Origin of the sequence: Phytobacter sp. MRY16-398, assembly GCF_003925915.1 — a bacterium.
GTDB classification, from domain to species: domain Bacteria; phylum Pseudomonadota; class Gammaproteobacteria; order Enterobacterales; family Enterobacteriaceae; genus Phytobacter; species Phytobacter diazotrophicus.
Window position 1 is genome coordinate 2,421,519 of sequence record NZ_AP018756.1, and the last position, 26,110, is coordinate 2,447,628.

The following is a 26,110-nucleotide window of genomic DNA, read 5'->3' on the forward strand; positions in this document are numbered from 1 at the left end:
CGAATGAACCGACTAAGGGGATGCTATGCACCAGGATATTTTGAACACCGAGATTACAACAATTGATGGCGAACATATCACGCTGGAAAAATACCAGGGCAAGGTTATTCTGGTGGTGAATGTGGCCTCAAAATGTGGCCTGACGCCACAGTATGAACAACTGGAAAACATTCAGAAAGCCTGGGAGAAAGACGGGTTTATCGTTCTCGGCTTCCCGTGTAATCAGTTTGCCGGGCAGGAGCCGGGCAATGAAGAAGAGATCAAAACCTTCTGCAGCACGACCTATGGGGTGACTTTCCCAATGGCAGCCAAAGTCGATGTTAACGGTGAAAATCGCCATCCTTTGTATCGCAAATTGATTGCCGCGGCACCAAAGGCTGTCGCCCCGGAGGGCAGCGGTTTTTATGAGCGCATGGCCAGCAAAGGGCGGGCACCGCTTTATCCGGATGATATCCTGTGGAACTTTGAAAAATTCCTGATTGGTCGTGATGGTCAGGTTGTTCAGCGTTTCTCACCGGATATGACACCCGAAGATCCTATCCTGATGGAAGCGATTAAGCTGGCGCTGGCAAAATAATGCCGTTGCTGCAACTTCATGACCTTGAGGATGCAGGCAGACTGGGGCCAATTACGGCCCTGGTCGACAAAGCGCAAATGCTGCATCTCGTCGGGCCGAATGGTGCTGGGAAAAGCACGCTTCTGGCACGTCTCGCCGGTTTGACGCAGGGAAAGGGCAGTGTGCAGTTAAATGGTCGCCCGCTTGAGCAATGGCATGCGCCGCAACTGGCTCGTCATCGCGCTTACCTGTCCCAGCAGCAGACACCGCCCTTCGCCATGCCGGTATGGCATTATCTGGCACTGCATCAGCATCACCATCCCAACGACAACGTGGTTGAAGAGATTACGCATAAACTTGGGCTGGCGGATAAGCTGGGGCGCACTGTCAATCACCTCTCCGGTGGCGAATGGCAGCGGGTGCGGCTGGCAGCGGTGATTGCGCAAATTCATCCGGCAGCGAATGCGGATGGGCAACTCCTGTTGTTAGACGAGCCGATGAACAGTCTCGATGTCGCCCAGCAGGCCGCGCTGGATGGCATGTTAAGCGAGCTGGTGGCGGCAGGGATCACCGTTGTTATGAGCAGCCACGATCTCAACCATTCACTGCGTCGTGCGCATCAGGTGTGGCTATTACGCCAGGGTAAACTGATTGCCAGTGGCCCACGTGATGAGGTGTTAACGCCGCAAAATCTGGCGACCGCATACGGTATGCCATTTCGTCGCCTCGACCTGGCTGGTCACAGGATGCTCATTCCCGAGGTATAGCAGTAAACGGAACTTGCAAGAATTGCAATTCACACGCTAAATTATTCCAGCATAACAAAAATAGAGGTTTTGCTGGATGCGCATCTGGTTTCTTCTGGCGGCAATAATTCTTTCAGGGTGCAGCAGTCATCGGGCACCGCCACCTAACGCACGCCTTTCTGATTCCATCACCGTCATTGCGGGGCTTAATGATCAACTGCGCGACTGGCGCGGTACGCCTTACCGCTATGGCGGCATGAGCCGCAATGGCGTTGATTGTTCGGCATTCGTGATGATGACCTTCCGCGATAAATTTAACCTAGAGCTTCCCCGCGATACGCGTAAACAGGCGGAAGTGGGAACGAAAATCGATAAGGATGAATTGCTGCCAGGCGATCTGGTGTTCTTCAAAACAGGCTCCGGCGATAACGGTCTGCATGTGGGCATCTACGACACCGATAATGCCTTTATCCATGCATCCACCAGCCAGGGAGTCGTACGTTCTTCGTTAAACAATGTCTACTGGCGCAAGAATTTCTGGCAGGCGCGTCGTATCTAATCTCCTTCCCATAACAAGCAGCGAATAGCTAACCGGTTCGCTGCTTTTGTGAACTAAACGCAAATTTTGTTATTTTCCTCACCGTTCATTCATTTTTCCTTCAATATTTATTATTTAACTATTCGTTACCTTAAAGGGCTGTCAGTATCGTGGCATACGCTGGTGTGAGCAATTTAACCAGGATAAGCTTGCGCACGAAAATAAGGAATTTTCGACAATATAATGGGAAATGATGAAGTCAGTTTTGTTAAGTTCAACTACGTTGATGCATGTGCGCATTGGTTTTTCGATGCAGGATATCAACCTTAATGCGGGGTTGGCGCCATGATCGTATCGTTTGATGACACCTATCGCTCAGAGTTTTTACTACAACCTGCGCGCAACGGTTACGGCACGCTTGTCGGGATTGAAATCGTGGTCAATTTCGTTGGGGCAGGTTCTGTACGGGCATCTGCAGAGCGGATAGTGCCACGCCTGAGCCCAGACGAAACGCTGACGCTTTTTTCTGAGCAATTAGAATTACTCGAGTCCTGTAAGCTATTCTTTATTCAGCATCAACTTCTCGCCTGGATACATATTTCACCGCTTATTGTCGATGCATTGATCTCTAATGCTGAACTTGCCGAAACGGTAGCGAAATATCCTTTTCTCGAATTTACTGTGAATGAGAATTATCCCAACCTGACGAAAGGTAATGAAAATAATTCTCTCGTCTTGTTTAGCGAACGATATCCTTTAATCCTGGGAAATTTTGGTGCCGGGGCGGCTTCCACTCGCGCCATTTTTGACGGGCTGTTTAAGCGGGTGGTGTTGGATAAAAACTTTATACATCAGCGGCTGGCCTCGCGTTCGTTCGAACCCTTTATGCGCGCGATCGTCTCACAAATTTCCCCCTATTGCCGTTCGGTAATGATTGGCGGTATTGACGATGAAAAAACCTTAAAGCGGGTGAAGCCGTATCAGTTCAGTGCCATGCAGGGGAATTTATGGCCAGCGGTCCCCGCCGCTCAGATTACCAGCCTGGTTCAGGGATAACCTTGCCTTTAACCCGTGTTTAACATCCTCTAAACCCACTACAATAAAGACAGGAGGTACTATGACCCTGTCTTTTATTACCCGCTGGCGCGATGAGCTGCCTGGTTTTTATACTGCCCTTTCCCCGACACCGCTGAGTAATGCCCGCTTGCTTTGGCATAATGCCCCTCTGGCGAAAACCATGGGCATCGATCCCGCCCTGTTTACGCCGAACGAGGGGGCTGGCGTGTGGGGGGGCGAAATGCTGCTTCCCGGAATGTCACCGCTTTCGCAGGTCTACAGCGGACATCAGTTTGGCGTCTGGGCGGGGCAACTGGGCGACGGGCGCGGTATCCTGCTCGGCGAACAGCGACTGCCTGATGGTACAACGCTGGACTGGCACCTGAAAGGTGCCGGGCTTACGCCGTATTCCCGTATGGGTGATGGCCGCGCGGTGCTGCGCTCAACCATTCGTGAAAGCCTGGCCTCTGAGGCCATGCACCATTTGGGGATTGCGACGACACGTGCGCTTTCTATTGTCACCAGTGACACGCCTGTTTACCGCGAAAGCGTTGAGCAGGGGGCGATGATGATGCGCATTGCGCAAAGTCATATCCGTTTTGGCCACTTCGAGCACTTCTATTATCGGCGCGAACCCGAAAAGGTACGCCAACTGGCGGATTTTGTGATTCGCCATTACTGGCCGCATCTGCAGGATGACGCCAACAAATATGAAGTCTGGTTCCGGGATGTCATTGCCCGTACCGCTGCGCTGATGGCTCGCTGGCAGGCGGTCGGCTTCGCCCATGGGGTGATGAATACGGACAACATGTCGATTCTGGGGCTGACGATTGATTACGGCCCCTACGGTTTTCTTGATGACTACCAGCCCGGTTTTATCTGCAATCACTCGGACTACCAGGGACGTTATAGCTTCGATAACCAGCCAACAATTGCCCTGTGGAATCTGCAACGGCTGGCGCAAACTCTGTCGCCCTTTATGAGTGCCGATGTGCTCAATGCGGCGCTGGACAGTTATCAGCCGGTATTGCTGAGCGAATATGGCATATTGATGCGCCAGAAACTGGGCTTTTTTAGCCAGCAAAAGGATGACAATGTGTTGTTAAGCGAGCTCTTCGCTCTGATGGAGCGTGAAGGCAGCGACTATACCCGCACTTTCCGCATGTTAAGCCATACTGAGCAGATGAGCGCCTGCAGCGCGCTACGTGACGAGTTTATCGATCGCGAAGCGTTTGACAGTTGGTTTAGCCGCTACCGTGCGCGTCTGGCACAGGAGACTATTGCGGATGCGCAACGTCAGCAGCAGATGCAAAACGTAAACCCGGCGGTTGTGCTGCGTAACTGGCTCGCACAGCGGGCGATTGAACAGGCAGAGCAGGGAAATACCGAAGAGCTGGAGCGTCTGCATGCCTTCTTGCGGGAGCCTTATGCAGAGCGCAACGATGACTATAGCCGTCGCCCACCGGATTGGGGTAAAAGACTGGAGGTTAGCTGTTCGAGCTGAGCCTCTATTTCGTTAGTATCAATTTCCCGGCGTGCGTTTGTCGCAACAGATATTCTTGTCCCTGATGTTCAATGACAACGCGCGCCGAATCCCCCAACAGTGTTTTGCTGCTGATGCGGCGATCCTCAGGATGAATAGTGGCTGGGCTGGCAGGTAGTTTCTCTGCCGGAGTGGTCGGCTTATCCTTGTTCGACATTTCACGCTAACTGTTTGGATATGACAATGATAATTATTATTAATACCTGCCGTGCGGGCTGCAAGTAATATTTGGAAAACCAATCATTTGGGGTAGGGGGACGCGTCCCGCCGGGAGACCCGACGGGAAAAAAGATTACAAACGTGAGGAGACTGCCGCAGCGAGTTTATCGAGCAATACTTCGCTGTCTTCCCAACTCAGGCACGGGTCAGTGATAGACTGCCCGTATACCAGCGGCTGGCCGCTGACGATCTTTTGCGTACCCTCTTGCAGGAAACTCTCTGCCATCACCCCCGCGATTGCCGTGGAGCCATCACGAATCTGCTGACAGATGTCATCACAGACTTCAAGCTGGCGACGATGCTGTTTCTGGCAGTTGCCGTGACTGAAATCGACGACCAGTTGCTCCGGCAGATCAAACTCACGCAGAGTTGCGCAGGCGGCGGCAATATCGTCGGCGTAGAAATTCGGTTTTTTTCCGCCACGCATAATGATATGCCCGTAAGGGTTACCGCTGGTCTGGTAAATGGTCATCTGTCCGGTTTTGTCCGGCGAGAGGAACATATGGCTGGTTCGCGAAGCGCGAATCGCGTCTACCGCAATTCGGGTGTTACCGTCAGTACCGTTTTTAAAGCCTACCGGACAGGAGAGCGCCGACGCCATCTCGCGGTGGATCTGGCTTTCTGTGGTACGCGCGCCAATCGCCCCCCAACTGATCAGATCAGCAATAAACTGTCCTGTCACCATATCCAGAAATTCGGTTGCTGTCGGTACGCCCAGCTCATTCACTGCGAGCAGGAGTTTGCGTGCCAGTTCGATGCCATGGTTAACGCGGTAGCTGCCGTTCAGGTCGGGATCGGAAATCAACCCTTTCCAGCCCACTACGGTTCGCGGCTTTTCAAAATAGGTGCGCATCACAATTTCCAGTTGCGCACTGTGCTTTTGCCTTAACCCCTGCAGGCGACGGGCATAATCCATTGCTGCGTCCAGATCGTGAATGGAGCAGGGGCCAATAATCACTAATAGCCGTTTATCTTCACCGTTGAGGATTTTCTCGATACGGCGACGGGATTGTGTGACATGTTCCGCAACTGCAAGGGAAACGGGATGCCGCTGCGCGAGCTCTGCCGGAGTGACCAGACTCTCGATGCGCGCAGTGCGAAGTTCATCGGTTTTGTTCATCAGAATTCTCAAAATTTTGTGCTCAAACGGCCAAATGCCGGAGGCGATGCGCACACCTTAAACCAATCCTTGCTTAATTCAATAGCAGGTTGTGATGCGCATCACATCGAAGGCCAGCATGATAGCAAAAATGTCACCCATGTACTAGTGTCTTAGTACATGCGGCGGTTAAGCCCCATCATGTCGAGAATTTTGGTGGCGATCTCTTCTACCGAATAGTTGGTACTGTTTAACCAGGGGATCTGATTTTTACGGTAAAGCGCTTCCACCTCTGCCACTTCCATGCGGCACTGGCGTAATGAAGCGTAACGGCTATTTTCACGACGCTCTTCGCGAATTGCAGCCAGGCGCTCAGGATTAATGGTCAGACCAAATAATTTATGCTGGAGCGGCTTCAATGAAACAGGCAGAACGAGATTATCCATGTCATCGGCAATAAAAGGATAATTAGCTGCACGGATACCGAATTGCATTGCCAGATAAAGGCTGGTTGGCGTTTTGCCGCAACGGGAGACACCCAACAAAATCACCTGGGCCTGATCCAGGTTGCGCAACGAAATACCGTCATCATGAGCCAGCGTGTAATCAATAGCGGCAATCCGCGCATCATATTTCGTCAGATTGCCTGGATTTAACCCATGGGTACGATGCGCAATAGGTGTCGGGTCGAGTTTTAATTCTTGCTGTAATGGTGCCACCAGTGCCTGAACAATGTCCTGACAGAATCCTTCACTTTGTAAAATAATGGTGCGGATTTCAGGCAGTACGATGGAATAAAACACTAATGGACGTACGCCTGTCTGCTGATAGATAGCGTCAATCTGGTCCTTCACTGCTCTGGCGCGGCTTTCATTCTCTACGAACGGCAGCGTGATGCTATTGATGGCAACAGGGAATTGCGACATCACCGCATGGCCTAATACCTCTGCGGTGATAGCGGTACCATCGGAAATATAAAAAACCTGGCGATCCACAGCGCTGTCCATTTTACCCTTCCTGATTGTCATGCGTAATTATCTGAAAGCATAAATTAAAGTCACCCATCTGCGTAGCGTCTTTTCTGAATTTTTAAAATGAAACGGTATTTTTGCTTTTAATGAAAAGTATGGTTCAATTTTATTATTCGCCTAAAAAAAGAATGACTTTGAGGATTTTCCGATTATCGAATACGGAATCGTTGACGGGAAAGTGTCCGAAAAGACAAAAATTTAAATTGCTTGAACGATTCACCGTTTTTTCAGCCGGAATAATTATGCCAGGATGAAAAGGTAGTAAATGCTTTATTACCCCATTCAAATATCACAAAAGGATTGTTTAGATGTCCAACAATGGCTCGTCTCCGCTGGTGCTTTGGTATGACCAACTCGGCATGAATGATGTAGACAGAGTTGGGGGCAAAAATGCCTCCCTTGGTGAGATGATTACTAATCTGTCCGGTATGGGCGTAAGCGTACCCAATGGGTTTGCTACCACTGCCGATGCGTTTAACCAGTTTCTCGATCAAAGCGGCCTGAATCAGCGCATCTATGACCTGCTGGATAAAACGGACATTGACGACGTTTCCGAGCTGGCGAAAGCTGGCGCGCAGATTCGCCAGTGGATAGTCGATACCCCGTTCCAGCCGGCGTTCGAAGATGCGATCCATCAGGCATATGCCAAACTGTCTGCTGATGACGAGCAGGCATCCTTTGCGGTGCGTTCTTCCGCAACGGCAGAAGATATGCCAGACGCCTCCTTTGCGGGCCAACAGGAAACCTTCCTGAACGTGCAGGGGTATGACGCCGTGCTGGTGGCGGTGAAGCACGTCTTCGCCTCCCTGTTCAATGACCGTGCGATCTCTTACCGCGTGCATCAGGGTTACGATCATCGCGGTGTTGCGCTCTCTGCCGGGGTGCAACGGATGGTGCGCTCAGACATCGGTTCTTCCGGCGTGATGTTCTCTATCGACACGGAATCCGGCTTTGATCAGGTGGTATTTGTCACCGCGGCCTGGGGGCTGGGTGAAATGGTGGTACAGGGTGCAGTCAACCCGGATGAATTTTATGTTCATAAGCCAACACTGGCGGCTGGGCGTCCGGCTATCGTGCGCCGCACGATGGGGTCGAAGAAAATTCGCATGGTCTATGCACCAACCCAGGAGCATGGCAAACAGGTGCGTATCGAAGATGTCGAACAGGCTAATCGCGATCGTTTCTCGCTGACCAACGAGGAAGTGCAGGAGCTGGCGAAACAGGCTGTGCAGATTGAAAAACACTATGGCCGGCCGATGGACATTGAATGGGCGAAAGACGGCCATACTGGCAAACTATTTATTGTGCAGGCGCGCCCGGAGACCGTGCGCTCTCGCGGTAAAGTGATGGAGCGTTATACGCTGCATGCGCAGGGCAAAATCATCGCCGAAGGGCGTGCGATTGGCCAGCGCATTGGCGCAGGCCCGGTGAAAGTGATTCACGATATCAGTGAAATGAATCGCATCGAAGCGGGTGATGTGCTGGTGACTGACATGACCGACCCGGACTGGGAACCGATCATGAAAAAAGCGGCAGCGATTGTCACCAACCGTGGCGGTCGTACCTGCCATGCGGCCATCATCGCTCGTGAGCTGGGGATCCCGGCGGTCGTCGGTTGTGGCGATGCAACGGAGCGCATGAAAGATGGCGATAAAGTGACCGTCTCCTGCGCCGAAGGCGACACGGGCTATGTGTACGCCGAGATGCTCGACTTTAGCGTGAAAAGCTCAAGCATTGATGAAATGCCTGCGCTGCCGCTCAAAATCATGATGAACGTGGGCAACCCGGACAGAGCGTTTGATTTTGCCTGTCTGCCGAATGAAGGTGTCGGCCTGGCGCGACTGGAATTTATTATCAACCGTATGATCGGCGTGCACCCGCGTGCATTGCTGGAGTTTGACGATCAGGACGTGAAGTTGCAAAACGAAATCCGCGAAATCATGAAAGGTTATGATTCGCCGAAAGAGTTTTATGTTGGACGTCTGACCGAAGGCATCGCAACGCTGGGGGCGGCATTCTATCCAAAACGGGTGATTGTGCGTCTGTCAGACTTTAAATCCAACGAGTATGCCAACCTCGTCGGCGGTGAACGTTACGAACCGGACGAAGAGAACCCGATGCTCGGCTTCCGTGGTGCCGGTCGCTATGTCTCCGACAGCTTCCGTGACTGTTTCGCGCTGGAATGTGAGGCGGTGAAGCGTGTGCGCAACGAAATGGGGCTGACCAACGTGGAAATCATGGTACCGTTTGTCCGTACCGTTGAGCAGGCGAAAGCGGTGGTGGAAGAGCTGGCACGTCAGGGGCTCAAACGTGGTGAAAACGGACTCAAGATCATCATGATGTGCGAGATCCCGTCGAATGCGCTGCTCGCTGACCAGTTCCTGGAGCACTTTGACGGCTTCTCTATCGGTTCAAACGACATGACGCAACTGGCGTTGGGGCTGGACCGCGACTCCGGTGTTGTCTCTGAGCTGTTTGATGAGCGTAATGATGCGGTGAAAGCCCTGTTGTCGATGGCCATTCGCGCTGCCAAAAAACACGGCAAATATGTCGGTATCTGTGGGCAGGGCCCGTCGGACCATGAAGACTTCGCGGCCTGGCTGATGGAAGAGGGGATTGATAGCCTCTCCCTGAACCCGGACACCGTGGTTCAAACCTGGCTGACACTGGCTGAACTGAACAAATAATCCATTACTCCCTTACGATAAAACCTCACTTCTTCCGAAGTGGGGTTTTTTTATGGCGGAAATCCGGCTGGAATAAGTAAATTCTTAGCTGAAACAAAATGTGTTTGCGCACGCTTACCTTAGAGATGTGTCAGCAATCGAATTACACTGGCCTCGTTTTAACACATCTGCACGATTCAAATACTCCAACCCATCCTTTGCAGATGCCTCTGATCGCATGTGCTGCGTCAGATATATTTTTCTTTTCGTTTTTTCAGGGAATCTACGCGACCGCGTAAAGCTGTATGAATGTGGCTGCATTGCCATGCTCACACCTTGCGCTTTTATTTTAGTTGGCTACCAGAACTGCAAAAAAATAACGACAGCCTGCCTGCTGATGGTTACGGATACATTTTGCTATCGGTCAGTCAGAAAACTCTGTCAGGTTATTTATATCGAGATGCGTGAGTCTTTTATTCACGCATCCCAATGATCTCATCTCAATTAAGGTAAATGCCATGAAACGTTTATTGCTGATTGCGACCGTGCTCTCCTGCATCGCGCTTAACGGCTGCGCATCGTATAACGATCATATTAAAGCGTGCGACGGAGAGGATGTGAGTACCGCGCATCTGGCCTTTGATTATCTGCCGATTGGCGCGCTACTTGATAACGGAACCTGTGCTGTTACCGGCAACGGTGCGCACTTTAGCAACATGGATGGCGCAAAATGAATTTCTATCAAACGGATACGTTAGCGGCTGTCATTGCACGCCTGAAAGAGCTTACCCGCGAATATCATGCTTATGAAAATACGCTGGCGCAGTTATGTGATGAGGGAGAAAAGGCCCTCAGAATACATAGCGAAGATGCGTATAACACTTTTATGTCTGAATGTGGTTCAACACTGGCGGCAATTAAGGTAGAACTATGACGCGATTGTTATTATTGTTAACCGCCTGTATTTATTCCTGCGCAGCTATGGCTGGTCCGGTTAATGGGAATTGGCTGACGAAGGAATCCGTTATCTGTATTAACGGTATGAGTGTAATAAAATATGATTACAACCATGCTGAATTAGCCAATACCACATTGGATATAGCAGTGAATGGCAAAACGGTTCGTACGATAAAAGGCCTGAATGTCTTTGACCATTGGGACAGCACATTGGATGCCGTCGAATTTGTCCATTTTAACTATGACGGGAAGGCGTACAACATCTATATCCAGGACAGCAAAGGGGAAGGCATCATGCATTTTGACTACACCAGCCCCGCCGTAGACTGTGCTGTCATGACAGGCGTTAATGTATGAGGTGGCTTATCATTATCGGCTTCTTACTATTTGCCGTATGGACGATTCAGGATGCCCCCCGATGAGGCGCGACAGACGTAACCGCGTCACAGAGTTCTTCCCCGCAGGTTAACCTGCCTCACCGCCTGTTTGAGGGATAAAAAAAAGCCCATCGTGGGAGATGGGCAAAGACTACACACAGCAATTCGTTGTTTCACTCAGGGGATTTCCATGCTTATAAATCAAGGTGTTGATTTATAACCGTGACCTTATAGTAGGCCATCCGGGATTTTAGCGTCGATCAGATTCGTCTCATTAGTTAAACGGCGGTTAAGATTTTGCGGGGAAAACGGCGCAAACCTCCTGTCAGGAGGCTTGCGCACGGGAGGAATAGTAAATAAATGATTAGCAGTGCTTCATAATCATCGAAGCTGGCGTATCAGATGCGGGTGTCATCTGCATCGTGTATCTCTTCCAGCGCGTCATTTTCCTCCGGCCCTGGCATGGGCGCTTCGTTAACCCAGGCGGAAAAGAGTCGCCATGAAACAGCCAGTAACACCGGACCAATAAACAGCCCGATCATCCCAAATGCCACCAGGCCGCCAATAACGCCGGAAAGAATCAGTATCATCGGCAGATCGGCCCCCATACGAATCAGCATGGGACGAATAAAGTTATCCAGCGTGCCGACCACGCAACTCCAGACCAGTAACACCGTGCCCCATGTTGAGTCGCCGCTCCAGTAGAGCCAGATAATCGCAGGCACCAGCACAACCAGCGGGCCCAGTTGTACCAGACACGTCATCAACATAATGACTGTAAACAGCGTGGCGTATGGCACTCCTGTCACCGCCAGGCCAATTCCTCCCAGAACCGCCTGTACCAGCGCGGTGACAACCACGCCAAGCGCGACAGCACGGATGGCCTGCCCGGCCAGCAGAACCGCAGCATCGCCGCGTCTGGCCGCCAGACGATAGGCAAAATGGCGAATCCCCTGTGCGACCTGCTCGCCGCGCCAGTACAGCAGGGCGCTAAATAGCAACATCAGGGCACAATGCAGCATAAAGCGACCGATATGTGCCGCCTGACCGACAAACCATGTGGTGGTCGTGCCGACATAAGGGCGTACTTTGGTAAGTATCGCGCTGCCGCCCATATCCAGCAGGTTGTGCCAGCCGCTATACAGCTTGTCGCCGATCAGCGGAATACTGTTCAGCCACTCCAGGGTCGGCGGTGTCATTTCACCCGATGTAATGGCCTGAATGACCGGACCGCTGTTATCCACCAGGCTATTAACCAGTAGCGCAACCGGAAGAATAAACAGCAGAATTAATAATAATGTCATCACGATGACAGCGAGTGAGCGGCGACCAAACAGCGCGCGCTGTACGCGCAGAAGCACCGGCCAGGTGGCAATAACCACGGTACCTGCCCAGGCGAAACCAAGAATAAAAGGCTGAACGATCCACAAACAGGCGATGATCATAAGGGCTAAAAACAGTACCGACAGCATCACCTGCGGTACATCCCGGGACTGCGATTGAAAGGCCATAAAACGTAATCACCTTAAGTGAGAGGATGCGAAATCAGTAAAGATAATGATTAATGATTTCAGCGGTTTTTGACAGTCTGATTCTGCCCGTAATTCTGGTGGGCGCATAAGAAAAAAATGTGATACAACGATGGATGCTGCAAGCAAACGATTAACTATTCACAACTACTAACAGTCAGGCAGGGTCAAGAGTAATGATCCCACAGATTTCTCAGGCACCGGGTGTCGTTCAATTGGTGCTGAATTTTTTACAGGCACTGGAGCAACAAGGTTTTACCGGCGATACCGCCACAAGTTATGCCGACAGGCTGACCATGGCGACCGACAACAGTATCTACCAATTGTTACCCGATGCCGTTGTCTTTCCCCGTTCTACTTCTGATGTCGCCTTAATTTCACGCATCGCGGCGGAAGCGCGTTTTCAGTCGCTGGTGTTCACACCGCGCGGCGGTGGCACCGGCACAAACGGTCAGGCGCTGAACCAGGGCATCATCGTTGATATGTCCCGCTATATGAACCGCATTATGGAGATTAATCCTGAGGAAGGATGGGTGCGGGTTGAAGCGGGTGTCATCAAAGATCAACTCAACCAGTTTCTTAAACCCTACGGCTATTTCTTCGCGCCGGAACTGTCCACCAGTAACCGTGCGACGCTGGGTGGCATGATCAATACCGATGCTTCCGGTCAGGGATCGCTGGTCTACGGAAAAACGTCCGACCATGTCCTCGGCGTGCGGGCCGTATTGCTTGGCGGCGATATTCTGGACACCCAACCGGTGCCCGTTGAACTGGCGCAGACGTTGGGTAAAGCAAATACCGCAGTGGGGCGCATTTACCGCACCGTGTTCGAACGTTGCCGGGACAACCGTCAACTGATTATCGATAAATTCCCCAAACTCAACCGTTTCCTCACGGGGTACGACCTGCGCCATGTCTTCAATGATGAGATGACCGAGTTTGACCTGACCCGCGTGTTGACGGGCTCGGAGGGAACGCTGGCATTCATTACCGAAGCGCGGCTGGATATCACCCGTCTGCCGAAAGTACGCCGTCTGGTAAATGTGAAATACGATTCGTTCGACTCCGCGCTGCGTAATGCCCCGTTTATGGTGGAAGCGCGCGCACTGTCGGTTGAAACGGTCGATTCAAAAGTCCTCAATCTGGCGCGCGAAGACATCATCTGGCACTCCGTAAATGAACTCATCACCGATGTGCCGGATAAGACCATGCTAGGTCTGAACATTGTCGAGTTTGCCGGTGATGATGAGGCGTTAATTAATGAGCAGGTTACCTCTCTGTGCGCTCGCCTGGATTCCCTGATGGCGGAAGGGGCGGGCGGGGTGATTGGCTGGCAAATTTGTGACGACCTGGCGGGCATTGAGCGTATCTACGCGATGCGTAAAAAAGCCGTCGGCCTGCTGGGCAATGCGAAAGGGGCGGCAAAACCGATCCCGTTCGCAGAAGATACCTGTGTGCCACCGGAACACCTTGCGGACTACATCGTCGAGTTTCGCGCATTGCTTGACAGCCATGGCTTGAGCTACGGCATGTTCGGTCATGTGGATGCAGGCGTATTGCATGTGCGTCCGGCGCTCGACATGTGCGACCCGCAACAGGAGGTTTTGATGAAGAAAATCTCTGATGATGTGGTGGCGTTAACGGCCAAATACGGTGGCTTGCTGTGGGGTGAGCACGGTAAAGGTTTCCGCGCCGAATACAGCCCGGCGTTCTTTGGTGCGGAACTGTACGCAGAGCTGCGCAAAGTGAAGGCTGCATTTGACCCGGCAAACCGTCTCAACCCGGGTAAAATTTGTCCCCCTGAGGGGATTGATGCGCCGATGAAGCAGGTAGATGACGTGAAGCGCGGTAGCTTCGACCGGCAAATCCCGATTGCCGTGCGCTCATCCTGGCGTGGGGCGATGGAGTGCAACGGCAATGGCCTGTGCTTCAACTTCGACGCCAAAAGCCCTATGTGCCCGTCGATGAAAATTTCCGGCGATCGTATCCATTCGCCGAAAGGTCGCGCCACGCTGGTGCGCGAGTGGCTGCGTCTGCTGGCCGATCGCGGTATCGACCCGGTGAAGCTGGAAAAAGAGATGCCGGAAAAACGCGCCAGCCTGCGTTCGCTGATTGAGCGTACCCGCAATAGCTGGCATGCGCGTCACGGCGAGTATGATTTTTCGCATGAGGTGAAAGAGGCTATGTCGGGTTGTCTGGCCTGTAAGGCCTGTTCGACCCAGTGCCCGATCAAGATAGACGTGCCGGAGTTCCGCTCGCGCTTCCTGCAACTTTACCACACACGCTATCTGCGTCCGCTGCGCGATCACCTGGTTGCGACCGTGGAAAGCTACGCGCCGTTGATGGCCCGTGCGCCGAAAACGTTCAATTTCTTTATGAGCCAGCCGTGGGTGCGTTCGCTTTCACAAAAACATATTGGCATGGTGGATCTGCCACTGTTGTCTGTTCCCTCATTACAACGGCAGATGATCGGCCACCGTTCGGCGAACCTGACGCTGGAACAGCTTGAAACATTGAGCGATGCGGAAAAAGCGACTACGGTGCTGGTGGTGCAGGATCCATTCACCAGTTACTACGATGCGCAAGTGGTGGCCGATTTCGTTCGTCTGGTGGAAAAACTGGGCTACCAGCCCGTTGTCCTGCCCTTTTCGCCGAATGGCAAAGCGCAGCATATCAAAGGCTTCTTGCAGCGTTTTGCGAAAACCGCACAGAAAACTTCGGATTTTCTCAACCGAGTTGCGCAACTGGGCATGCCGATGGTGGGAGTCGACCCGGCGCTGGTGCTCTGCTACCGGGATGAATACAAGCAGACGCTCGGTGAGAAGCGTGGCGATTTTCACGTCATGCTGGTACACGAATGGTTGCCTTCTGCACTGGAAGGGCGTGAGAATCGCGCTATCAGCGGTGAATCCTGGTACCTGTTTGGCCATTGTACTGAGGTGACAGCGCTGCCTGCTTCCGTTTCGCAATGGACGTCCATTTTTGCCCGTCTGGGCGCGAAGCTGGAAAACGTTAGCGTAGGGTGCTGCGGCATGGCAGGAACCTATGGACATGAAGTCAAGAACCACGCTAACTCATTGGGGATTTACGAGTTGTCCTGGCATCAGGCGCTACAACGTTTACCCCGTAGCCGCTGTCTGGCGACAGGCTACTCCTGTCGCAGCCAGGTGAAACGCGTGGAAGGAAATGGCGTACGCCATCCGTTGCAGGCGCTACTGGAGATAATAGGATGATCTGGAAACGTGAGGTAACCCTTGACGCGCTCAATGCGATGGGCGAGGGCAATATGGTAGGACTGCTCGATATCCGTTTTATTGCAATTCATGACGACTCGCTGGAAGCAACAATGCCGGTTGATAGCCGCACGCATCAGCCGTTTGGTTTGCTGCATGGCGGCGCTTCTGTGGTGCTGGCGGAGTCGCTGGGTTCCGTTGCCGGATATTTATGTACCGAAGGCGAGAAGAAAGTGGTTGGTATAGAGGTTAATGCCAATCATATTCGTTCCGCACGGAGCGGGCGTGTGCGCGGCGTCTGTCGTGCAGTGCATACCGGTAGCCGCCATCAGGTATGGCAAATTGATATTTACGATGAGCAGGATAAATTATGCTGCACTTCGCGCCTCACTACTGCGGTCATCTGAGATAAATTTGCGACAGGGAAACCTGTCGCAAAAATTCATATTTTCTTCATTCATTTTCACATTCAGACTTGTCCATTCGTGCTATATTGGGCGGGTTTGAAAACCGCTTCGATGGCCATCGAAGCCAGACGCTGTAACGCATAAAGACCTAATGAAGTGATTCGTTGTTTCCTTAAGCGCTACTCCCTACAGGCTTACAGGTAACAATAATGCATTCATCATTTAAACGGGCGTTTTTACATCCACGCCACTGGGGCACATGGGCAGGGCTTGGCCTGCTCTGGTTGCTCGTTCAACTGCCTTATCCTCTTCTCTCCCGTTTGGGAGAAACCCTCGGGAAATTAGCCCGTCCTTTCCTTAAACGTCGCGAACGTATTGCCCGCCGCAATCTGGAACTTTGCTTTCCAAATATGAGCGATGAACTCCGCGAAGCAATGATTGAGAAAAACTTCATGTCGCTCGGCATGGCGCTGTTTGAAACCGGTATGGCCTGGTTCTGGTCTGATAGCCGGGTGCGCCGCTGGTTCGACGTTGAAGGTTACCAGAACCTTGTTGCCGCACAGGCAAGCCAGCGTGGCGTGATGGTTGTCGGTGTCCATTTTATGTCGCTGGAGCTCGGTGGCCGCGTGATGGGGCTGTGCCAGCCGATGATGGCGACCTACCGTCCGCATAACAGTGAGTTGATGGAGTGGGTGCAGACGCGAGGCCGTATGCGTTCCAATAAATCGATGATCGACAGACGTAATCTGAAAGGTCTGGTGAGCGAACTGAAAAAAGGCGAGGCCGTCTGGTTTGCCCCCGATCAGGATTACGGCAGTAAGGGCAGCACCTTCGCGCCATTTTTCTCTGTCGAAAACGCGGCAACCACCAACGGTACTTATGTGTTATCCCGTCTTTCCGGAGCTTCAATGTTGACGGTGACCATGGTGCGTAAGGCTGATCGCTCAGGTTATTCGCTGCATATCGGCAAGGCGATGACCGATTACCCGGCGAAAGATGAACACGAAGCCGCAAGCTATATCAATAAAGTTATTGAACGTGAGATTCTGCGCGCGCCGGAACAGTATCTGTGGATCCATCGTCGCTTCAAAACCCGCCCGCCAGGAGAAGCTTCGCTGTACCTGTAATTCCTGCCCCCGGTCGGCGCACAGCCGGCCGGTTACTGGTTCGCAAGAACGGACTCCTCCGGTTTTTCTCCTGACAAAAAACGATATCGTCCCCCATCCACCCACGATGGATCTGCCAATATTGCTTACGGAGCAGCACACTGCGCCTTTCGCGAAACGTCACATTTTCGCGGCGATAGCGTATTAATCGAGCTCCGGAATCGCCACTTTTTTGAGCTTAATGACGAAGTGATTTTCATGACGGGTAATTTTCGCGCCGTCGTCACAATATTCGGTTGAGAGCTGGAAAAACGCATCCGCGTCAACATCGAACGCCAGTTCGATTTCACTGTACTTCCCTGAGTTAAGCATCTGATAAACTTGCTTTAAGCTGTGTGCTTTGGCTATCGACATGATAAAAGAACCTCAGAAGTGATGACGAAGTGGTTAAAACCTGACCATTGGTTTATAGCAGGCAATGGCGAAATTTCCATCTGATAAGCAGGGGGCAGCACATAACGTTAACAGGGAAATTTCACATCTTGAATAATGTTATATTATAACATAACATTGCTTCTTTTCGTAAACCGAGGGACGGATTTTGGTTAGCCATTTTGCAAAAACAACGATAGTTCTGGGGACGCTTTTAGTAAGCGCGAATGCCTTTTCTCATGGCCACCATTCGCACGGAAAACCGTTGAGTGAAATTGAGGAAAAAGCGGCGAACGGTGAATTTAACGATAGCGATGTCAGGGACAGAAAGCTGACCGACTGGGACGGTATGTGGCAGTCTCTCTATCCTTATCTGCAAAGCGGCGATCTGGATCCGGTGTTGCGGAAAAAGGCAGAGAAAGACAAGAGTAAATCGTTCGATGAACTGAAAGCGTACTACCGCAAGGGGTATGCCACCGATATCGATACAATCGGTATTGAAAATGGGGTGATGGAATTCCATGTCGGCGACAAGGTGAGTGCCTGTAAATATGATTACGCCGGGCATAAAATCCTGACGTATACCTCAGGCAAGAAGGGCGTGCGTTACCTGTTCGAATGTAAGGATGCCAGCAGTAAGGCGCCAAAGTTTGTGCAGTTTAGCGATCACATTATTGCACCGCGCACTTCCACGCATTTCCATATCTTTATGGGTAATACCTCTCAGGAGGCGCTGCTAAAAGAGATGGACAACTGGCCAACTTATTACCCTTATCAGCTTAAAAAAGATCAGATTGTTGATGAGATGCTTCACCATTAATGGAAAATCTGTGCCCGCTTAGGCGGGCCTTTTGTGTCTTCCTGCGCTTTAGTTTCTCCGCCGGCTCTTGTAGCATAGGCCGCTCATCGGCTTTAACGGTATTTGCAGGAGGCAAAGTGTTTGCCGAATATGGTGTTATCAGTTTTTGGTCTTATTTTATCGGGGCGATTTTCATTATCTTAGTGCCTGGCCCGAATACCTTCTTTGTGCTTAAAACCAGCGTGGCGGGTGGGCTGAAAAATGGCTATGTCGCCGCTGCGGGCGTGTTTATCGGCGATGCGGTGTTGATGTTCCTCGCCTATATGGGGGTGGCAACGCTTATCAAAACAACGCCAGTATTGTTCAATCTGGTCCGTTATCTTGGCGCGTTTTACCTGCTCTGGCTTGGGGTGAAAATGCTCTACAGTGCGCTTTCTCGTAAGGGCAAAAGCGTGAGTGAGCATGAGGTACATAAGGGCGATATCTTCAAGCGTTCGCTGGTACTGAGCCTGACCAACCCGAAAGCGATTTTGTTTTATGTGTCGTTTTTCGTGCAGTTTATCGACATCCATTATACCAACACGGGAATGGCGTTCTTTATTCTGGCCAGTACGCTGGAATTAATTAGCGTCTGTTATTTCAGCTTCCTGATTATCTCCGGGTCCTATGTGACACAGTTTGTGAAAACGAAAAAACGTCTCGCAAAACTCGGCAACTCATTAATTGGTCTTATTTTTGTCGGTTTTGCCGCCCGGCTGGCAACGCTGCAATCCTGAATAGCATTAAGGCCTGTGTTTAACGGGCTTTATTGCAATGTCCATGCAGGCTCCCGATTCCACTTTTTTTGATGCCAGGGTCAGGATTAATAGTCGTCATCGGTATCTTTTAATCGGGAGCGGATAACGAGGACAGCAAAGATAATGACAATGGCAAGAATGCCCAGGAACCAACGCATGATGACGGCCACTTTGGGTAGAGACAGTGTTCGGTCATCTTATCATTATAAGACTTATGTAATGCATTCATTTCGCGTATGAAAACTATGCATAACTGTGTCTTGTTATTTCGCAATACGCAAGGGTAAACCGTTGACCTGTCGTCGGCGCGTCACTGTTCTGCGTCGAATTTTTGCTATCTGGCGCGTCGTCCCGGTACTGTTTTGCTGTGTACAACAACAGCGGTTTTAAAAAACATACTGAATTTCATCATTGCTGCATTGACTGCGAGCATCGATTAAATAACATCGTCTCCCCAACCCTCACTTTTTGTGGTGTGTGATGAAAATCTATCTGGTCCGCCACGGTGAAACCGTCTGGAATGTTGAAAACAGAATTCAGGGGCACCTTGATAGCCCGGTTACGGAGGTCGGTATCAGGCAGATCTCTGCACTGTGTCGGGATCTGGCAGACAAATCCATTACCTCTATTATCGCTTCACCTTTGGGCCGTTCAGTGGCCGCAGCCGGGCAAATTGCCTCGCACTTAGATTGCCCGCTGCACTTTAATCCTGCCCTTGTCGAACGTCATTTCGGCGACTTAGAAGGCAAACGCATTAGCGAACTGACAGAGAAAGAGCGCGCGCAGGCTGAGGCGATGCTTTCCGGCAGTTTGGCTATCGGGCCGCAAAATGGCGAAGCACTACAGGATGCCACTCAAAGAGTCCTTGGGGCGCTGTCAGGCTTCTCAGCCCGGCAAGGCAATGTGTGCGTTGTTTCCCACGGCCACGTTATCCAGTCTGTTATCAATACCCTGGTGGGGAATAATGCCGACCATTTTGAGCGTTACGCGCATTTAAATGGCGCTTATTCAATTCTGACCTGCCCGGAAAAAGGGCTCACCGTAGAAAAATGGGGCATATCGACCCATCTTTTTTCCCGAAGTAGGCAATGAGCATTTGTTCTGCTGGCGGTTAAATGTGCCGTATCTCGTTGATTATGCGTTTTGTGATGCAGTTAACTTTCTGATATCAGGAAAAGTTTTCGTAGATCCCTTTTTTAGCTCCCTATCTCAAAAATAGGTATTACCTATACATCTTTTACTGAAGCAGACAGACCTTCCTTGCCGCTGAAAATAGCTATTATTTATCAAACCATTAAACAATTTTTCACTTATCTGTAAAGCCTTCGCACAGAGTCTATGCTTATACCATGAGCTTAAAAAACGGGCAGTACACGAATAACCCTTCGGAATAGAGGTTGAAGTGATAATCATTATCACTAACATAGTGTTATGTCCTTCATGATTTATGACGTGAGGTAGAACTATGGAATTGCAATCAGAGACGTTCGACCCGGCAGACTTTTCCTGGCGTGGGCTAACGATGACACCCGCCGCCGCAGAACATATTCGCGGATTAACCCGTAAGCAACCCGACCTGCTGGGAGTCCGGCTGGGCATTAAACAGACCGGGTGCGCAGGTTTTGGTTATGTGCTGGACACCGTCACGCAGCCAGATAAAGACGACCTGCTTTTTGAAAATGAGGGTGCACGACTGTACGTGCCGCTCGCGGCGATGCCATTTATTGACGGCACCGAAGTGGACTATGTGCGCGAAGGTTTAAACCAGTTATTCAAATTTCATAACCCGAAAGCCCAGAATGAATGTGGCTGTGGCGAAAGCTTTGGGGTATAGGCGGTACTATGTCTCGTAATACTGAAGCAACTGATGATGTCAAAACCTGGACCGGGAACCTCAACTATAAAGAGGGTTTTTTTACCCGGCTAACCACAGACGAACTGGCGAAAGGCATTAATGAAGATGTCGTGCGGGCGATCTCAGCCAAACGTAACGAACCGGAATGGATGCTGGAGTTTCGCCTGAGCGCATTTCGCGCCTGGCTCGAGATGGAGGAGCCGCACTGGCTGAAAGCCCATTACGCGAAACTCGATTATCAGGATTACAGCTACTATTCTGCGCCTTCCTGCGGAAGTTGTGATGATACCTGTGCTTCGCAGCCGGGGGCCGTTCAGCAAACTGGCGCAAATTCTTTCCTGACGGACGAAGTGGAAGCGGCATTTAACCAACTGGGCGTGCCGGTCCGTGAAGGGCGCGAAGTGGCGGTCGATGCCATTTTTGACTCCGTTTCTGTTGCCACCACCTACCGGGAAAAACTCTCCGAACAGGGTATTATTTTTTGCTCGTTTGGTGAGGCCATTCATGACCATCCTGAGCTGGTGAAAAAATACCTGGGTACCGTCGTGCCCTCCAATGACAACTTCTTTGCGGCGTTGAATGCGGCGGTCGCCTCTGACGGTACGTTTATCTACATCCCGAAAGGGGTGCGCTGCCCGATGGAATTGTCGACCTATTTTCGCATCAATGCTGAAAAAACCGGGCAGTTCGAACGCACCATTCTGATCGCGGATGAAGGCAGCTACGTGAGCTATATCGAAGGTTGCTCCGCACCCGTGCGCGACAGTTACCAGCTTCATGCGGCCGTGGTAGAGGTCATCATCCATAAAGATGCAGAAGTGAAATATTCTACTGTGCAGAACTGGTTCCCCGGCGATAACAACACTGGCGGTATCCTCAACTTCGTGACCAAGCGTGCGCTGTGCGAAGGCGAGAACAGCAAAATGTCCTGGACACAGTCGGAGACCGGTTCAGCCATCACCTGGAAATACCCCAGTTGCATCCTGCGCGGCGATAACTCCATCGGTGAGTTCTTCTCCGTGGCGCTCACCAGTGGCCACCAGCAGGCGGACACGGGCACCAAGATGATTCACATCGGCAAAAACACCAAATCGACCATTATCTCGAAAGGGATCTCTGCCGGTCATAGCCAGAACAGCTATCGCGGGCTGGTGAAGATCATGCCGAGCGCCACCAACGCCCGTAATTTCACCCAGTGCGACTCTATGCTGATTGGCCCGGATTGCGGGGCGCATACTTTCCCGTATGTGGAGTGCCGCAATAACAGTGCGCAACTGGAGCATGAAGCCACCACTTCACGGATCGGGGAAGATCAACTGTTCTACTGCCTGCAGCGCGGTATCAGCGAAGATGATGCCATTTCAATGATCGTCAATGGATTCTGTAAAGACGTGTTCTCCGAGTTGCCGCTGGAGTTTGCCGTTGAAGCACAAAAATTGCTGGCTATTAGTCTTGAGCACAGCGTCGGTTAAGAATTAAGGAATACACATGTTAAGTATTAAAGACCTGCAGGTAAGCGTTGAAGATAAAGAGATTCTGCGTGGCCTGAGCCTGGATGTGCGTCCGGGGGAAGTGCACGCGATTATGGGACCCAACGGTTCCGGCAAAAGTACGCTATCCGCAACGCTGGCAGGACGTGAAGATTATGAAGTTACCGGCGGCAGCGTCGAGTACAAAGGTAAGGATTTACTGGAACTCTCCCCGGAAGATCGCGCCGGAGAAGGGGTGTTTATGGCTTTCCAGTATCCGGTAGAAATTCCTGGCGTCAGTAATCAGTTCTTCCTGCAAACGGCGCTTAACGCCGTGCGCAAATACCGTGAGCAGGACGAGCTGGACCGCTTTGATTTTCAGGACCTGATGGAAGACAAAATCAAGTTGCTCAAAATGCCGGAAGACCTGCTGACGCGCTCGGTTAACGTTGGTTTCTCCGGTGGCGAGAAGAAGCGTAACGATATCCTGCAGATGGCGGTGCTGGAGCCTGATTTGTGCATCCTTGATGAAACCGACTCCGGGCTTGATATTGACGCGCTAAAAATCGTTGCCGATGGCGTTAACGCGCTGCGTGATGATAAGCGTTCTTTCATTATTGTGACGCACTATCAGCGGATCCTGGATTACATCAAGCCGGACTATGTCCATGTGCTGTATCAGGGGCGCATTGTGAAATCCGGTGATTTCACACTGGTTAAGCAACTGGAGGAGCAAGGTTATGGCTGGCTTACAGAACAGCAGTAACGCGCTGCAACAGTGGCATCATCTGTTTGAGCAACAGGGTGGGGCGCGCTCAGAGCAGGCGCAACAGCATCTGCAACAAATGCTGCGTTTAGGGCTGCCGACGCGCAAACACGAAAACTGGAAATACACACCGCTCGACGGTTTACTAAATAGCCAGTTTGTCACCACGGCGGGTGCGTTGAGTGCACAAGAGTGTGATGCACTCGCATTGCCGGTTGATGCGCTACGCCTGGTGTTTGTGGATGGGTATTACAACGCGACGCTCAGTGATGATATAGCCGGTTCTGGCTTCACCGTGACCATTAACGATGACCGTCAGACTTTGCAGGCCCCGGTGCAGCCGGAGGTGTTTTTACACTTAACAGAAAGCCTGGCGCAAAGCATCACTCATATTAGCGTTGGTCGTAATCAGCGGGCGACCAGGCCGCTTCTGCTGATGCATATCACCCAGGGGCTGGGCGGGGCTGAGATGAATACGGCTCATTACCGCCACCATATCTCACTGGCCGAAGGGGCCGAAGCGACGGTCTACGAACATTATGTCAGTCTGAATACGCATCGCCATTTCACCGGCGCGCGGCTGACCATGGACGTGGCGGCGAACGCCCAACTGCATCATGTCAAACTGGCTTTTGAAAACCCGGAAAGCTACCACTTTGCGCATAACGACATGCGTCTTGGCGCGGATGCAGCGGCGCACAGTCATAGCTTCCTGCTGGGCGGCGCGGTGTTACGCCACAATACCAGTACTCAACTCAACGGTGAAAATACTACGCTGCGTATGAACAGCCTGGCGATGCCGGTGAAATCAGAAGTGTGTGATACCCGCACCTGGCTTGAGCACAATAAAGGTTATTGCAACAGTCGCCAGTTGCACAAAACCATTGTCAGCGACAAAGGTCGCGCGGTGTTCAACGGGCTGATCAACGTTGCGCAACACGCCATCAAAACTGATGGACAGATGACCAACAACAACCTGTTGCTGGGACGACTGGCGGAAGTGGACACCAAACCACAGTTGGAAATCTATGCTGATGACGTGAAATGTAGCCACGGTGCAACGGTCGGTCGTATTGACGATGAACAGATGTTTTACCTGCGCTCGCGTGGCATTGATCAGCAGGCGGCACAGAAGATGATCATTTACGCCTTCGCCGCTGAGCTCACCGAAGCGATCAGCGACGAAGCGCTCAGGCAGCAGGTGCTGGCGCGCATTGGCCAACGCCTTGCGGGAGGCTTAGCATGAGTTTTTCCGTTCACAGCGTACGCGCCGATTTCCCGGTCCTGACGCGTGAAGTTAACGGGGTGCCGCTGGCGTATCTGGACAGTGCAGCCAGCGCGCAAAAACCGAATCAGGTTATTGATGCCGAAGCCGAGTTTTTTCGTCACGGCTATGCGGCGGTGCACAGAGGGATCCATACCCTGAGCGCCGAAGCCACGCAGCGCATGGAACAGGTTCGCACGCAAGTCGCCGGTTTCCTGAACGCCCGGTTACCAGAAGAGTTGGTTTTCGTGCGTGGCACCACCGAAGGCATCAATCTGGTCGCCAACAGTTGGGGCAACAGTCAGGTGCGGGCGGGCGACAATATCATCATCAGCGCCATGGAGCATCACGCGAATATCGTGCCGTGGCAGATGCTGTGTGAGCGCGTCGGTGCTGAGCTGCGCGTCATACCGCTCAATATCGACGGAACATTACAACGTGAGGCGCTGCCTGGCTTGTTTGATGCGCGTACGCGGCTGTTGGCGGTCACACAGGTCTCCAATGTGCTGGGAACTGAAAATCCGGTAGCGGAAATGATAGCGCTGGCCCATCAACATGGCGCGAAGGTGCTGATTGATGGCGCGCAGGCCATCATGCATCACACGGTCGATGTGCAGGCGCTGGATTGCGATTTCTATGTTTTCTCAGGCCATAAGCTCTACGGCCCGACGGGGATTGGCGTGCTGTATGTCAAAGAGGACATCTTACAGGCCATGCCGCCGTGGGAAGGTGGCGGCTCTATGATTGCCACCGTGAGTCTGACCGAAGGGACAACCTATGCCAAAGCGCCGTGGCGTTTCGAAGCGGGTACACCCAATACCGGGGGTATTATTGGTCTGGGTGCCGCAATCGATTATGTCAGCGGTCTTGGGCTGGATGCGATTGCTCAATATGAGCAGACGCTGATGCGCTATGCCCTGAATGCGCTGGAGGATGTGCCCGATTTAACGCTCTATGGCCCGCAGGAGCGTCTGGGGGTCATTGCCTTTAACCTCGGCAAACATCATGCCTATGATGTGGGGAGCTTCCTTGATAATTATGGTGTGGCCGTGCGAACAGGGCATCATTGCGCCATGCCGCTGATGGCTTTTTATAATGTTCCGGCAATGTGTCGTGCGTCACTGGTGATGTATAACACGCAAGAAGAGGTGGATCGTCTGGTGGCTGGCCTGAAACGTATTCATCAGTTGCTGGGCTAACAGAGAGGCATACATGGCCGTTTTACCCGACAGAGACAAACTACTGCGCAATTTTGGGCGCTGTGCCAACTGGGAAGAGAAGTATCTGTACATCATTGAGCTGGGGCAGCGGTTGCCTGCGCTCAGCGACGAGGCGCACAATCCGGAAAACATTATTCAGGGTTGCCAGAGCCAGGTCTGGATTATCATGCACCGTAACGACGAAGGCATGATTGAGCTGGCGGGCGATAGCGATGCAGCCATCGTCAAAGGGCTTATTGCCATTGTGTTCATTCTTTACCAGCAGATGACCGCGCAGGACATCCTGGCGTTCGATGTGCGCCCGTGGTTTGAAAAGATGTCTTTGACTCAACACCTTACCCCGTCCCGTTCTCAGGGGCTGGAAGCGATGATTCGCGCAATTCGCTCCAAAGCCGCCAACATTAGCTAAACTAAATAGACAGCTTTCATCCTGTTACGCGAGGTG

The 26,110-nt window shown here is 51.9% G+C and carries 26 protein-coding genes and 1 other RNA gene; 21 read left to right on the plus strand and 6 right to left on the minus strand.

The window, feature by feature from the left end:
• Positions 1-25: 25 nt before the first annotated feature.
• The 5 genes from MRY16398_RS11865 (at position 26) to selO (ending at position 4,400) form a co-directional block, all read left to right on the plus strand.
• Positions 26-577, plus strand: coding sequence for a glutathione peroxidase (locus MRY16398_RS11865; RefSeq protein WP_125124427.1), 552 nt, complete (start codon positions 26-28; stop codon positions 575-577).
• Entirely contained in the window at positions 577-1,323 is a 747-nt protein-coding gene (gene btuD, locus MRY16398_RS11870; RefSeq protein WP_409349125.1) for a vitamin B12 ABC transporter ATP-binding protein BtuD, read from the plus strand. Before MRY16398_RS11865 ends, btuD begins: the two co-directional genes overlap by 1 nt.
• Before the next feature lie 76 nt (positions 1,324-1,399).
• Complete coding sequence (locus tag MRY16398_RS11875) at positions 1,400-1,861, plus strand: C40 family peptidase (protein WP_041851599.1); 462 nt, start codon at positions 1,400-1,402, stop codon at positions 1,859-1,861.
• A gap of 324 nt (positions 1,862-2,185) precedes the next feature.
• Positions 2,186-2,896 carry an EAL domain-containing protein gene (locus MRY16398_RS11880; protein WP_125124428.1) on the plus strand — a complete coding sequence of 237 codons (711 nt, stop codon included), beginning with the start codon at positions 2,186-2,188 and terminating at the stop codon, positions 2,894-2,896.
• A gap of 61 nt (positions 2,897-2,957) precedes the next feature.
• Positions 2,958-4,400 carry a protein adenylyltransferase SelO gene (selO, locus tag MRY16398_RS11885; RefSeq protein ID WP_125124429.1) on the plus strand — a complete coding sequence of 481 codons (1,443 nt, stop codon included), beginning with the start codon at positions 2,958-2,960 and terminating at the stop codon, positions 4,398-4,400.
• A 4-nt stretch (positions 4,401-4,404) separates the two neighbouring features.
• Here the strand turns inward: selO and hemP are convergent, their stop codons facing one another.
• The 3 genes from hemP to ppsR all read right to left on the minus strand — a co-directional run bounded on the left by hemP (position 4,405) and on the right by ppsR (position 6,764).
• Positions 4,405-4,596 (minus strand): hemin uptake protein HemP, encoded by a 192-nt coding sequence (gene hemP / locus MRY16398_RS11890; protein WP_041851596.1) that lies wholly within the window; start codon positions 4,594-4,596, stop codon positions 4,405-4,407.
• 135 nt (positions 4,597-4,731) lie between these two features.
• Positions 4,732-5,778 carry a 3-deoxy-7-phosphoheptulonate synthase AroH gene (aroH, locus tag MRY16398_RS11895; protein ID WP_041851790.1) on the minus strand — a complete coding sequence of 349 codons (1,047 nt, stop codon included), beginning with the start codon at positions 5,776-5,778 and terminating at the stop codon, positions 4,732-4,734.
• Between the two features lie 152 nt (positions 5,779-5,930).
• Positions 5,931-6,764: a posphoenolpyruvate synthetase regulatory kinase/phosphorylase PpsR gene (gene ppsR, locus MRY16398_RS11900; protein WP_041851595.1), complete on the minus strand. Its 834-nt coding sequence runs from the start codon at positions 6,762-6,764 to the stop codon at positions 5,931-5,933.
• Between the two features lie 332 nt (positions 6,765-7,096).
• On the opposite strand from ppsR, the gene ppsA reads away from it, so the two are divergent.
• From ppsA to MRY16398_RS11920, 4 genes are all read left to right on the plus strand, one after another.
• Positions 7,097-9,475 carry a phosphoenolpyruvate synthase gene (gene ppsA / locus MRY16398_RS11905; RefSeq protein ID WP_041851594.1) on the plus strand — a complete coding sequence of 793 codons (2,379 nt, stop codon included), beginning with the start codon at positions 7,097-7,099 and terminating at the stop codon, positions 9,473-9,475.
• A 497-nt stretch (positions 9,476-9,972) separates the two neighbouring features.
• Positions 9,973-10,188, plus strand: a complete 216-nt coding sequence (locus MRY16398_RS11910; RefSeq protein WP_125124430.1) for a hypothetical protein — start codon at positions 9,973-9,975, stop codon at positions 10,186-10,188.
• On the plus strand, positions 10,185-10,388 hold the full coding sequence (locus MRY16398_RS11915) for a hypothetical protein (RefSeq protein WP_041851592.1): 204 nt from the start codon (positions 10,185-10,187) through the stop codon (positions 10,386-10,388). The genes MRY16398_RS11910 and MRY16398_RS11915 overlap by 4 nt, the downstream gene beginning before the upstream one ends.
• Positions 10,385-10,768 (plus strand): hypothetical protein, encoded by a 384-nt coding sequence (locus tag MRY16398_RS11920; protein ID WP_125124431.1) that lies wholly within the window; start codon positions 10,385-10,387, stop codon positions 10,766-10,768. Before MRY16398_RS11915 ends, MRY16398_RS11920 begins: the two co-directional genes overlap by 4 nt.
• A gap of 136 nt (positions 10,769-10,904) precedes the next feature.
• On the opposite strand, the gene rprA is transcribed toward MRY16398_RS11920, so the two are convergent.
• Positions 10,905-11,012, minus strand: an RNA gene (gene rprA / locus MRY16398_RS11925) — antisense sRNA RprA.
• A gap of 174 nt (positions 11,013-11,186) precedes the next feature.
• Positions 11,187-12,299, minus strand: a complete 1,113-nt coding sequence (gene ydiK, locus MRY16398_RS11930; protein ID WP_125124432.1) for an AI-2E family transporter YdiK — start codon at positions 12,297-12,299, stop codon at positions 11,187-11,189.
• Positions 12,300-12,493: 194 nt separating this feature from the next.
• Between ydiK and ydiJ the strand changes: the two genes are divergently transcribed.
• The 3 genes from ydiJ (at position 12,494) to lpxP (ending at position 17,084) form a co-directional block, all read left to right on the plus strand.
• Entirely contained in the window at positions 12,494-15,550 is a 3,057-nt protein-coding gene (ydiJ, locus tag MRY16398_RS11935; protein ID WP_041851589.1) for a D-2-hydroxyglutarate dehydrogenase YdiJ, read from the plus strand.
• Positions 15,547-15,957, plus strand: coding sequence for a 1,4-dihydroxy-2-naphthoyl-CoA hydrolase (gene menI, locus MRY16398_RS11940; protein ID WP_079498111.1), 411 nt, complete (start codon positions 15,547-15,549; stop codon positions 15,955-15,957). Before ydiJ ends, menI begins: the two co-directional genes overlap by 4 nt.
• Positions 15,958-16,166: 209 nt before the next feature.
• A complete protein-coding gene (lpxP, locus tag MRY16398_RS11945) occupies positions 16,167-17,084 on the plus strand; it encodes a kdo(2)-lipid IV(A) palmitoleoyltransferase (protein ID WP_041851587.1) in 918 nt (305 codons plus the stop codon).
• A gap of 183 nt (positions 17,085-17,267) precedes the next feature.
• On the opposite strand, the gene MRY16398_RS11950 is transcribed toward lpxP, so the two are convergent.
• A complete protein-coding gene (locus MRY16398_RS11950; protein WP_041851586.1) occupies positions 17,268-17,477 on the minus strand; it encodes a hypothetical protein in 210 nt (69 codons plus the stop codon).
• 187 nt (positions 17,478-17,664) lie between these two features.
• Here MRY16398_RS11950 and zinT point away from each other — a divergent pair, with 187 nt between their 5' ends.
• The 9 genes from zinT to sufE all read left to right on the plus strand — a co-directional run bounded on the left by zinT (position 17,665) and on the right by sufE (position 26,074).
• Positions 17,665-18,315 carry a metal-binding protein ZinT gene (zinT, locus tag MRY16398_RS11955; RefSeq protein ID WP_110295471.1) on the plus strand — a complete coding sequence of 217 codons (651 nt, stop codon included), beginning with the start codon at positions 17,665-17,667 and terminating at the stop codon, positions 18,313-18,315.
• Positions 18,316-18,431: 116 nt separating this feature from the next.
• Entirely contained in the window at positions 18,432-19,070 is a 639-nt protein-coding gene (leuE, locus tag MRY16398_RS11960) for a leucine efflux protein LeuE (RefSeq protein WP_079498107.1), read from the plus strand.
• 501 nt (positions 19,071-19,571) lie between these two features.
• Positions 19,572-20,183: a histidine phosphatase family protein gene (locus MRY16398_RS11965; protein ID WP_125124433.1), complete on the plus strand. Its 612-nt coding sequence runs from the start codon at positions 19,572-19,574 to the stop codon at positions 20,181-20,183.
• 373 nt (positions 20,184-20,556) lie between these two features.
• Positions 20,557-20,925, plus strand: coding sequence for a Fe-S cluster assembly scaffold SufA (gene sufA / locus MRY16398_RS11970; RefSeq protein WP_041851582.1), 369 nt, complete (start codon positions 20,557-20,559; stop codon positions 20,923-20,925).
• Positions 20,926-20,933: 8 nt separating this feature from the next.
• Complete coding sequence (sufB, locus tag MRY16398_RS11975) at positions 20,934-22,418, plus strand: Fe-S cluster assembly protein SufB (RefSeq protein WP_041851581.1); 1,485 nt, start codon at positions 20,934-20,936, stop codon at positions 22,416-22,418.
• 16 nt (positions 22,419-22,434) lie between these two features.
• The gene (gene sufC, locus MRY16398_RS11980) at positions 22,435-23,181 is read left to right on the plus strand and encodes a Fe-S cluster assembly ATPase SufC (protein ID WP_041851580.1); all 747 of its coding nucleotides are present in this window, start codon (positions 22,435-22,437) and stop codon (positions 23,179-23,181) included.
• On the plus strand, positions 23,156-24,427 hold the full coding sequence (sufD, locus tag MRY16398_RS11985) for a Fe-S cluster assembly protein SufD (RefSeq protein ID WP_110295474.1): 1,272 nt from the start codon (positions 23,156-23,158) through the stop codon (positions 24,425-24,427). The genes sufC and sufD overlap by 26 nt, the downstream gene beginning before the upstream one ends.
• On the plus strand, positions 24,424-25,644 hold the full coding sequence (sufS, locus tag MRY16398_RS11990) for a cysteine desulfurase SufS (RefSeq protein WP_125124434.1): 1,221 nt from the start codon (positions 24,424-24,426) through the stop codon (positions 25,642-25,644). The genes sufD and sufS overlap by 4 nt, the downstream gene beginning before the upstream one ends.
• Before the next feature lie 13 nt (positions 25,645-25,657).
• Entirely contained in the window at positions 25,658-26,074 is a 417-nt protein-coding gene (gene sufE, locus MRY16398_RS11995; protein WP_041851577.1) for a cysteine desulfuration protein SufE, read from the plus strand.
• Positions 26,075-26,110: the final 36 nt, after the last annotated feature.